Origin of the sequence: Streptomyces purpureus (genome assembly GCF_014648195.1) — a bacterium.
In the GTDB taxonomy this organism is placed as follows: domain Bacteria; phylum Actinomycetota; class Actinomycetes; order Streptomycetales; family Streptomycetaceae; genus Streptomyces; species Streptomyces purpureus.
The window spans coordinates 5108-5382 of record NZ_BMQQ01000051.1; the positions used below are offsets into that span (position 1 = coordinate 5108).

The window sequence follows — 275 nt, forward strand, 5'->3', positions numbered from 1 at the left end:
ATCAACACGATGGTCGACCAGCTGAGCGCGTTCGCCGAGCAGGTGACGCGGGTGGCCCGTGAGGTGGGTACGGACGGCCGGCTCGGCGGTCAGGCGCAGGTGCCGGGCGTGGCCGGTGTCTGGCGCGACCTGACCGACTCGGTGAACGGCATGGCCGGGAACCTCACCGCCCAGGTCCGTAACATCGCGCAGGTCGCCACGGCGGTCGCGCGTGGTGACCTGTCGCAGAAGATCGACGTGGACGCGCGCGGCGAGATCCTGGAGCTGAAGAACAC

General features: G+C 69.8%; 1 protein-coding gene. It reads left to right on the forward strand.

What is annotated here, in order from left to right; translation table 11 throughout:
* Positions 1 to 275 (forward strand): HAMP domain-containing protein (locus IEZ01_RS35470; RefSeq protein ID WP_229833335.1); only part of this gene is annotated, 275 nt, incomplete at both ends.